The 9,260-nt window shown below is 45.6% G+C and carries 9 protein-coding genes and 1 riboswitch; of the genes, 3 read left to right on the top strand and 6 right to left on the bottom strand.

Features of this window, described 5'->3' with window-relative positions:
• The 3 genes from LZT21_RS07650 to thiD form a co-directional block, all read left to right on the top strand.
• The coding region (locus LZT21_RS07650) for a hypothetical protein (RefSeq protein ID WP_233990074.1) at positions 1–355 on the top strand (355 nt) is incomplete at its 5' end.
• Positions 356–778: 423 nt separating this feature from the next.
• Positions 779–2,197, top strand: a complete 1,419-nt coding sequence (locus tag LZT21_RS07645) for a DUF2252 domain-containing protein (RefSeq protein WP_233990072.1) — start codon at positions 779–781, stop codon at positions 2,195–2,197.
• A 96-nt stretch (positions 2,198–2,293) separates the two neighbouring features.
• Positions 2,294–3,133, top strand: coding sequence for a bifunctional hydroxymethylpyrimidine kinase/phosphomethylpyrimidine kinase (thiD, locus tag LZT21_RS07640; RefSeq protein WP_233990070.1), 840 nt, complete (start codon positions 2,294–2,296; stop codon positions 3,131–3,133).
• Between the two features lie 19 nt (positions 3,134–3,152).
• On the opposite strand, the gene thiE is transcribed toward thiD, so the two are convergent.
• The 6 genes from thiE to LZT21_RS07610 form a co-directional block, all read right to left on the bottom strand.
• Positions 3,153–4,079 (bottom strand): thiamine phosphate synthase, encoded by a 927-nt coding sequence (gene thiE, locus LZT21_RS07635; protein ID WP_233990068.1) that lies wholly within the window; start codon positions 4,077–4,079, stop codon positions 3,153–3,155.
• Positions 4,080–4,110: 31 nt separating this feature from the next.
• On the bottom strand, positions 4,111–4,923 hold the full coding sequence (locus LZT21_RS07630; RefSeq protein ID WP_233923405.1) for a thiazole synthase: 813 nt from the start codon (positions 4,921–4,923) through the stop codon (positions 4,111–4,113).
• Positions 4,924–4,951: 28 nt separating this feature from the next.
• The gene (gene thiS / locus LZT21_RS07625; RefSeq protein WP_233923406.1) at positions 4,952–5,149 is read right to left on the bottom strand and encodes a sulfur carrier protein ThiS; all 198 of its coding nucleotides are present in this window, start codon (positions 5,147–5,149) and stop codon (positions 4,952–4,954) included.
• A complete protein-coding gene (locus LZT21_RS07620; protein WP_233990066.1) occupies positions 5,137–6,279 on the bottom strand; it encodes an FAD-dependent oxidoreductase in 1,143 nt (380 codons plus the stop codon). The genes thiS and LZT21_RS07620 overlap by 13 nt, the downstream gene beginning before the upstream one ends.
• A gap of 21 nt (positions 6,280–6,300) precedes the next feature.
• Positions 6,301–8,205 (bottom strand): phosphomethylpyrimidine synthase ThiC, encoded by a 1,905-nt coding sequence (gene thiC, locus LZT21_RS07615; protein WP_233990064.1) that lies wholly within the window; start codon positions 8,203–8,205, stop codon positions 6,301–6,303.
• Positions 8,206–8,243: 38 nt separating this feature from the next.
• A riboswitch (TPP riboswitch) is annotated at positions 8,244–8,345 on the bottom strand.
• A gap of 49 nt (positions 8,346–8,394) precedes the next feature.
• Positions 8,395–9,219: a DUF4743 domain-containing protein gene (locus LZT21_RS07610; protein ID WP_233990062.1), complete on the bottom strand. Its 825-nt coding sequence runs from the start codon at positions 9,217–9,219 to the stop codon at positions 8,395–8,397.
• Positions 9,220–9,260: the final 41 nt, after the last annotated feature.

Below are 9,260 nucleotides of genomic sequence, written 5' to 3'. Positions count from 1 at the left end.
TCAAACAACAGGCGTAATGACTACTGTTTGGAATCGACCCGATTGGCGCACGACAGATTATTTTTCTTTAGTTGGCCCAGCTAACCAAAGGATATTAATTTCTCAATACCTTAATCCGAATATTTCTACTTCGACAAGTGTTCTGCAAGCTGCGCTCTATAGTGGCAACTATACCGAAACTGTAGAGTGGGCCAATGCCAGCACAGGTACGACTATTCTTAGGCCGCCATCTAGCGCATATACGCCATCAACTGCTCTAGGATCTCTACCCAATCTTGGATATGGAGGATTAATTTATATGATGGGGAATACAGGGTCAATTTATTTCTATAAGCCTTCAGCATTAAGTAATTAAAATTAATCCCTCCTGCCTTGATCGTTTAAGGAACAAAGACGAGACTTCGTGTAAGCAAATTTCCTAGACCCAAGTTCGAGTCCTTGTGTACGGGCCCACGATAAATCTTATGTAAAAAAGCAAGCATAAAAAAGTTGTTTTTTACAACTTTTTTAATAATTCCACCGACCAATATTGTGTTCGTGCAGTCATCGTGTAATTAAAGTACTACCTGAAGAATCACCTTAATCATCTTGTGATCATTACAATTTTGTGTATTGTCTAAAGTGAGTTTGAACTGCGATAGCGTTAACAGTCTGCTGCTCTACCGCTGAGCTATCGAGGAATAGCCGATATTCTAGCAGAAGTTGCCTTGGTGGCCATGCTGTAGGCTGCAATTAAGCCTTCAAAACAATTTAAATAGGATAGGCTATATTCTTAACTATGCCTAAAAAAAGCGCTTCTCCACCACTTAAAAAAGCAACTTTAGATACGCCAAGCGCTAATAACGGAGCAAAACTTTCGATTGCTGATCGTTTTGCCCTTGGAAAATCGTTGCGTAATAAAGTGAGCTTAGCAGAGCAGGGTAATTTTATATTGCCCAAAAAAAGAATAGGGCTTATCGAAATCCTGAAGAAACAAGAAAAAAACCGTCTTCATCCTGCTATACCGATTCGCTATCAGCGAATGAAGGAGTCGCCATTTTCTTTTTATAGAGGTGGCGCTGCAATTATGGCGCAAGATTTAGCTTGTCAACCAAGCACTAATATCAATGTGCAACTTTGTGGCGATATGCATGTTTCAAATTTTGGATTTTTTGCTACCACTGAACATAAATTAGTTTTTGGTATTAATGATTTTGATGAAACCTTGCCTGGTAGCTGGGAGTGGGACATAAAAAGATTAGTTGCTAGTGCAGTTATTGCTTGCGAAGAACTTGGCGGGAGCGAGTCTGATAGTGAATTAGTAGTTCGTAAAATTATCAGTAGTTATAGAGAAAAGTTAACAGAATATGCCTCATTAAGCTATGTTAATTTAGCCTATGAATTTCTCGGTGAACGGGTTGTACGGGATAACTTTAGTAAGTCTCATTTAAAACTTTTTGATCAATTCATCAAAAAAACAAAGGGGCAATGCAATTTAGGTGTTTTAGAGAAATTTACCGATTTAATTGGTAGCGATAGAAAATTTGTTGAGAACCCACCCTTAATTCAGCGTGCGGATGTTACTCTGGAAGGTCTGCCGATGCGTGAGGTATTAGAGGTTGCATTAATTAAGTATCAAAAAACATTGTTGCCCGATAAGGAACTTTTATTTAATCGCTATTCATTAAAAGATTATGTTCGAAAAGTAGTTGGCATTGGTAGTGTGGGAACCATTTGTGGGGTACTGTATTTTGAAGGCGCTAGCTTAGATGACCCTTTATTTTTACAATATAAACAGGCTCAGGAATCCGTCTTATCGCCTTACATTGGCTCATCTATTTATAAAAACCAAGCACACCGTGTAGTTGTTGGGCAAAGATTACTTCAGGGTGCACCTGATATTTTTCTAGGCTATGTGGCGTCTGCTTCTAAATTCTATTATGTACGACAACTGCGTGATATGAAGGGGGGCCTTACTTTTGGCGAGGGCGGTTGCGACCTAGAGGCGTTTGAAGACTATGCCAAAATGTTTGGCTGGGCCTTAGCGTTAGGTCATGCGCGTTCTGGTGATGCCGCAAAAATTGCGGGATATCTGGGAAAGTCGCATGCAATTGATGATGCTTTATATCAGTTTGCAATTACGTACGCAAAACGAAATTTGCAAGATTATGAGTTATTTTGTCAAGCTCTCCAGAGTGGCAAGCTTCACGATAGCTAATACCTAGGTGCAGCTGATGAAGACTAACTTATTTCTTTCAGCCAATTTTATGTAGTTATTAATTCCATTAACTGTAAACACTATGATCTATAGACCATGACTGACTTTTCCTCCGCTAATATTCCCCTCGTCCTCAGTATTGCTGGCTCTGATAGTAGTGGGGGTGCAGGTATTCAGGCTGATCTGAAGGTGATTACCGCCCTAGGGGGGTATGGGATGACTGCAGTAACGGCGATTACTGCACAAAATACCCTTGGGGTGATGCAGATTCAAGCAATTGATTTAGACGTAATTGAGGCGCAGATTGATGTCGTTATTGCGGATATGGGAGTTGATGTAGTCAAAATTGGGATGTTGGCAACCCCAGAAATTGTGCACGTGGTGGCTAAAACCTTACGCCGTCACCAAGTGAAGCAAATTATTCTAGACCCTGTGTTGCAAGCCACCTCGGGTGCTAGCTTAGGCGGTAATGAAACCGCTGCTGCTATGCGGGCCGAATTATTTCCTTTGGCAAGCTTAATTACCCCAAATTTATTAGAAGCTTCGATTTTATTGGGCCGCGCAATTACACAAGTGAATGAATTTCCCTTGGCTGCGCAAGAGCTAATGCAACTTGGCCCACAAGCAGTGCTAATTAAGGGCGGCCATTTAACAAATACACCAAGCGAGTTAACTGATTATTTATTATGGCAAAGTGCGAGCAGTATTGAGCATCAAGAATTTCATCATCAGCGAATTGATACCTTGAATACCCATGGCTCGGGGTGTTCGCTTGCTGCGGCAATTGCTACTTACTTAGCCTTAGGTTTATCGCTTGAGACTGCAGTAGCTAAAGCAATTGAATACGTTGCGGCAGGCATTAGCGCAGGGCAGTATCTTAACCTTGGTTCTGGTGCGGGTCCCTTATGGCATATGCATGCTTTTTATCCCCAGTAAAACTGGCAAGTTAAGGTGCTTATGTTTTCATTAATTCTTGCAATTTTTTTACTGCAGCGCTGGGGTCGCTAGCCTGAGTAATTGCCCTCACTACAGCAACCGAACCAACCCCACTTTGCGCTACCGCATGAATGCTATCAGCATCAATGCCGCCGATAGCAACGAGGGGATACTCGCTCATCAGTTTGGCGTATTGATATAAGCGACCTAAACCTTGGGGGGCAGTTGGCATCACTTTTAAATTGGTCGGAAAAATTGCGCCCATGGCAATATAGCTGGGACATAAGCGATCAACAGCAATCATTTCAGCATAACCATGGCTACTAAGCCCTAAGCGTAATCCTGCTTGACGAATCGCTTCTAAATTTGCGCTGGCAATATCTTCTTGGCCCAAATGAACGCCATAAGCATTTTGCTCGATCGCCTCTTCCCAGTAATCATTAATAAATAATAGCGATTTGCTATCTTTTACAGCGGCAATAGCTTGTTTAATTTCTCGGTGAATTGCGGCGCGATCGGTTGATTTAAAACGCAGTTGAATGGTCGGTGCTTCAGCCTCAACCATGCGTGCTACCCATTTTGCATCGGGCATTACTGCATATAGACCCAAACGCTTTGGACACTCTGGAAACGCTTGTGGATTCATCGCGCGAGACCAAGGCAATAAATCGAAATGCTCTGGTCGGTTGGGCCAAGCTTGAGGATGAAAGCCGCCATCTAGATGTGTCATTCTTGACCATGCTTTGCCAACAATATTGGCGTCAGCTTCAGTAAAGCCCATGGCTACTGCAGCAATGGCCCCTGCTAACTCGACATGATCTAGGGTATGTTCATGATGAATTGTGGGAGGGGGGTTTGCCAATGTAGCTTGAGGAATGGGCAGGCATAGATCATCATTTTGATGGGCTGCAATAATTTGATCGGCTAAATCACGAATTAAACTCATTAGCTTGCACCCATAAAATAAACGCTGGGCTTTAAGCTTGATGCCAAAACGGCGTACCAATAAGGGGGGTACTGGCTTGTGCAGAATCTTGGGCGGTCATCGCGCCCGCCAAGAAAGCCATTCGCCCAGCGCTAACTGCTTGGGCAAACGCCTGCGCCATGTTGATAGGGTCGGTTGCTAAAGCTACTGCAGTATTTAGTAGTACGGCATCATAACCCCATTCCATGACCGCACAAGCGTGGGATGGTAAGCCTAAGCCCGCATCAACGATGAGGGGAACTTGCAAACGCTCACGTAATAATTTCATGGCATAGGGGTTCAGCGGGCCTTGACCTGTACCAATGGGGGCAGCCCAAGGCATCACAGCTTGACAACCCACATCAACTAAGCGCTGACAGAGAATGAGATCTTCAGTGCAATAGGGCAGCACTTTAAAGCCATCCTTAATTAAATGCTTAGCAGTTTGTACAAGTTGCAGGGTATCAGGTTGCAAGGTGTAATCATCGCCAATGAGCTCTAACTTTAACCAAGGCGTTTCAAATACCTCACGCGCCATTTGCGCGGTGGTAATGACTTCTTGTGGACTATGGCAGCCGGCTGTATTAGGAAGAACAGGTACCGCCATTTTTTTGAGGAGCTGCCAAAAACCACTTTCAGCAACTGCAGGTCCCGAGCCTTGGCGACGCACGCTCGCCGTAATCATGGCGGGGTTGGCGATACGAATGGTGTTTTCTAAAATTTGTGGCGAGGGATATCGTGAGGTCCCGAGTAATAAACGGCTGGCAAATACTTCACCATATAAAACTAGGCTGTCGGCTGAATGGAGGGGCAGGAGTGCGGTCATGGCAGCATTGAAATAGCAGTATTAATGATTAACCACCCGTTACTGGCGCAATGACTTCGACCTGATCATTTTCATTTAAAACGTGCTCAGAATGTTTGGTCTTGGGAATAAAGAGCAAATTAACGGCTACTGCATACGGCGGCTGTGCAGCAATAAATTGCAAAAGATCGCTGACTTTACTTTGTGCAGGAATTTCGCGGGGAATATGGTTGACTACGATGCGCATAAAGCTCGCTCGGGTAATACGGCTAGCTGCAATTGCGCGGCTAAGGGGCTATGAACCCGATCGATCTGCTGTGAGTCGCGGTTTTCAAGCAACTCGATAGCGCAATCGACAATAGCAGGTGCAATCATGAAGCCATGGCGATATAAACCATTAATTGCCATAACGCCAGTTTCAGTCATTCGAATGGCAGGCAAATTATTTTTTAAGGTTGGGCGACATTGGGTGAGGGTTTCAAGAATGCGGGATTCTGCAAAGCCACTGTGTACGGTATACGCGGCACTCAGTAACTCCATGGTTGAGCGCAAACTTGCTGGTGATAAATCTTCCGATTCAATTTCAGTTGCACCAATAACGTAAATATCATTTTCTTTGGGAGCAATATAAATGGGATAGCGCGGATGAATGAAGCGAATGGGTCGAGTGAGCTTAACTTCAGGCGCATGCAAACGGACTACCTCACCCCGTACGCCGCGTAATGGATTGGTTTCATTGCTAGATTTGGCCCACGCTGCCTTTGCTCCTAAGCCCCGACAATCAATCATGCCTGTGTAAAGATTTTGCTGTAATTCGTGAGGCTCGATACTTTGATACCAATGACAATTGACCTTTAAGCGATGTAATTCTTCAGCTAAGGAAGCTAATAATTGGCGATTATCGAGCTGACCTTCATGGGGTAAAAATAAACCGTCTTGGAAGCGATTACCTAGGCTAGGTTCTAAAGCATAAATATCTTCTAGTCCAAGTGTTTGTGGCGTACTCAGTGTTGAATTCTGTTCACAATTGTAATTTAGCTTAGCGGCAAAGCGTTTTGCTTCGGCTACATCTTGACGATGCCACAGAATGAGTGTGCCAGCTTGTTGAAAAAAAACGGGCTTAGCTAATTGCGCCAAAATACTAGGCCAACGTGCTAGGCTATACATACCCATATTGACCACATTCGCTGCGGTAATTGCCGATTCGGCCAAGGGCGCCAACATGGAAGCGGCAACATGTGCCGCAGAATGCTCAGCCGCTGGGCCGCCTTGATCAAAGATCTCGACTTTGGCACCGCGTTGCGCCAGCGTGACCGCCAGCAGCCGCCCAAGAAGACCAGCGCCCAAAACAGCATAGTGTTGATGTGCTAAATTCATCGCGCGCAGATATCGGTTGAGTTACTGATAAATTTCGCTGCCACGCTGACGAAACTCAATTGATTTCTCTTCCATGCCTTGTTTTATATCCTGAGCAATGGGAATGACTTTAGGATTACCATCAGCATCTAAAGTGGCGGCGTAGTCGCGTACTTCTTGAGTAATCTTCATCGAGCAAAATTTAGGCCCACACATCGAGCAGAAATGAGCGATTTTTGCGCCTTCGGCCGGCAAAGTAGCATCGTGATATTCACGCGCACGTTCGGGATCGAGCCCTAAATTAAATTGATCTTCCCAGCGAAACTCGAAGCGCGCCTTCGATAAAGCGTTATCGCGTACTTGTGCACCTGGTAAACCTTTAGCTAAATCGGCGCCATGTGCAGCAATTTTGTAAGTAATAATACCTTCACGCACATCTTCTTTATCGGGCAAACCGAGATGTTCTTTAGGGGTTACGTAGCACAGCATAGCGGTACCGTACCAACCAATTTGCGCCGCCCCAATGCCGCTGGTAATGTGATCATAACCAGGTGCAATATCAGTAATGAGTGGTCCTAAGGTATAGAAGGGCGCCTCTAAACAATGCTTGAGTTCTTCAGTCATGTTTTCTTCAATGCGTTGCATTGGCACATGGCCTGGGCCTTCAATCATTACTTGTACATCGTGCTGCCATGCTTTAGCAGTGAGCTCACCAAGCGTATGCAATTCACCAAACTGAGCCGCATCGTTTGAGTCGGCAATGCAACCAGGCCGCAAGCCATCACCTAAACTAAACGAGACATCGTAGGCCTTCATGATTTCGCAAATTTCATCAAACTTGGTGTACAGAAAATTTTCTTTGTGATGCGCTAGGCACCACTTCGCCATAATGGAGCCACCACGCGACACAATGCCAGTAATGCGATCGGCAGTCATGGGCACATAGCGCAATAAAACGCCTGCATGAATAGTGAAGTAATCAACGCCTTGTTCAGCTTGTTCAACCAAGGTATCGCGGAACATTTCCCAGGTGAGATCTTCGGCCACACCACCGGTTTTATCGAGCGCTTGATAGATGGGTACTGTACCAATTGGTACTGGCGAATTGCGAATGATCCACTCGCGGGTTTCATGAATATGTTTACCGGTGGATAAATCCATGATGGTATCGGCACCCCAGCGAATCGACCAAACCATTTTTTCCACTTCTTCATTAATTGAAGAGGTAACGGCCGAGTTACCTAAGTTGCCATTAATTTTTACGCGGAAGTTACGCCCAATAATCATCGGCTCAAGCTCGGGGTGATTAATATTGGCAGGAATAATGGCGCGCCCAGCGGCAACTTCTTGGCGCACAAACTCTGCGGTCATATTTTCTGGCAAATTAGCGCCATAACTTTTGCCAGGATGCTGTTTCAGCAATTGTTTATAACGGGGGTCTTGGCGTAACTGCTCTAGCCCCATCGATTCGCGCAAAGCAATGTATTCCATTTCTGGGGTGATGATGCCTTGGCGGGCATAGTGCATTTGGCTGACGTTGTGGCCAGATTTGGCAACGCGTGGTGCGCCAATATGGGCAAAGCGTAAATGTTTGGTGTCTGCATCATTGGAGCGGGCGACACCATATTCAGAGCTTGGACCAGCCAATTGAATCGTGTCATTGCGCTCGCTTATCCAGTTCGTACGGAGTAGTGGTAAGCCTTGTTCTAGGTTAATTACAATATCGGGATCGCTGTAGGGGCCTGAGGTGTCATAGACGGGAACTGGGGGGTTGGGTACTGCAACATCTCCAACTTGGGTTGGCACTTGTTCAATCATGCGCAAGGGCGCTTTAATATCCGCGCGCGAGCCAGTGAGATAGGTTTTAGTTGAGGCGGGGTAGGCAAATTTTTGCCCAAAGTCGCGCTCAAGACTTTTTAGACTAGGAATCTCGTGTTTTGTGCTCATGCCCATCTCCTTACATTATTTAGATGGACGAAACCGGGTGTCGGTTTGATGGAACTCCCCACGCCAGCATTACCTGGATCGGGTTCGAGGGTTTTTCTCAGCCCCACCAACTCATGTGGAGGGCACCCCTGTTTCATCCTTAAGTCTTATTTAACCACGAAAAATGGCCGCTAAGTGAAACCTGCTAATTTATTTTAGTTTACTGTGGCGCAAAATAAAATCGGCCGTGACCAAAGAGGCATCTCCTGTAAACTCATCGGCCAAAATACGGGCTGCCGCCTCGGCATAACTAACGGCTATAAAGCCGCTAACCTCACCATCGTGGTTGGTAGGCACAAAATGATCGGGTAATTCTAAATCGTATACATAGAGTAATTCATCATGAAAGCCAAAAGGCGGGCTAACCCGCCGCAGGGGGATTCGCCCTGCGGGTTGAATGGCTTGCGCCAACTGAATAGGTACCCCAGCTTCTTCCCATAATTCACGTTTAGCGCACACCCATGGAGTTTCATCGGCGCTAATTCCGCCAGCACTCAGGTTATCAAGCCGGCCTGGGTCGATACTTTTGCTTTCACTACGTCGACCCAGCCAGATAAGGCCACTTTTGGTGTAGCCATTAATATGCGCCGCCAAACTACGAAAGCCAAAGGTTTTAAAGGCAGCCCGTTCGAGGCGAAAGTGCTCGTGCCCCTCGGCATCAAGCCAAGCAAATTCTTCATTGCGCCAACCTGGAATTAGACCGCCTAAGCGGAGGCGTTCAGTTAAAGTTTGCAAGCTTTGACTGACCTCTATGGGGCGCCCTTGGGCAATGGACAGTCGTTGCTGGTCAAGTTGAATAAGGGCAATAGGTTCCTTATTTAAGGTTTCTTGAAGGTAGGGAATAAACTCGGGGTTGATGCAACCAATTAAACTATGGTTAAAGTAGACGGGCAAAAAGTCGACCGGTGGGGTACGCGCAGTATTTTGGAGCATTTCTTCCAAAGCGGCTTGCGTGCTGGTGTTTAGCGAATCCATGTCGTGAGAGTGTAAGAGAAAAAACGAAGGAGTAGGTGTTT

The sequence above is a fragment of the Polynucleobacter sp. IMCC 30228 genome (assembly GCF_021395205.1).
Taxonomy (GTDB): domain Bacteria; phylum Pseudomonadota; class Gammaproteobacteria; order Burkholderiales; family Burkholderiaceae; genus Polynucleobacter.
Note: the sequence above shows the minus strand (reverse complement) of the source record. Positions and strands in the feature narration are given on the sequence as shown.

What these genes read in the sequence shown, in the direction of transcription:
- LZT21_RS07630 (WP_233923405.1), bottom strand. Translation starts at nt 4,923, where the DNA reads ATGACCGCACTCCTGCCCCTCCATTCAGCCGACAGCCTAGTTTTATAT.
- thiS (WP_233923406.1), bottom strand. Translation starts at nt 5,149, where the DNA reads ATGCGCATCGTAGTCAACCATATTCCCCGCGAAATTCCTGCACAAAGT.
- thiE (WP_233990068.1), bottom strand. Translation starts at nt 4,079, where the DNA reads ATGAGTTTAATTCGTGATTTAGCCGATCAAATTATTGCAGCCCATCAA.
- thiD (WP_233990070.1), top strand. Translation starts at nt 2,294, where the DNA reads ATGACTGACTTTTCCTCCGCTAATATTCCCCTCGTCCTCAGTATTGCT.
- thiC (WP_233990064.1), bottom strand. Translation starts at nt 8,205, where the DNA reads ATGAGCACAAAACACGAGATTCCTAGTCTAAAAAGTCTTGAGCGCGAC.
- LZT21_RS07645 (WP_233990072.1), top strand. Translation starts at nt 779, where the DNA reads ATGCCTAAAAAAAGCGCTTCTCCACCACTTAAAAAAGCAACTTTAGAT.
- LZT21_RS07610 (WP_233990062.1), bottom strand. Translation starts at nt 9,219, where the DNA reads ATGGATTCGCTAAACACCAGCACGCAAGCCGCTTTGGAAGAAATGCTC.
- LZT21_RS07620 (WP_233990066.1), bottom strand. Translation starts at nt 6,279, where the DNA reads ATGAATTTAGCACATCAACACTATGCTGTTTTGGGCGCTGGTCTTCTT.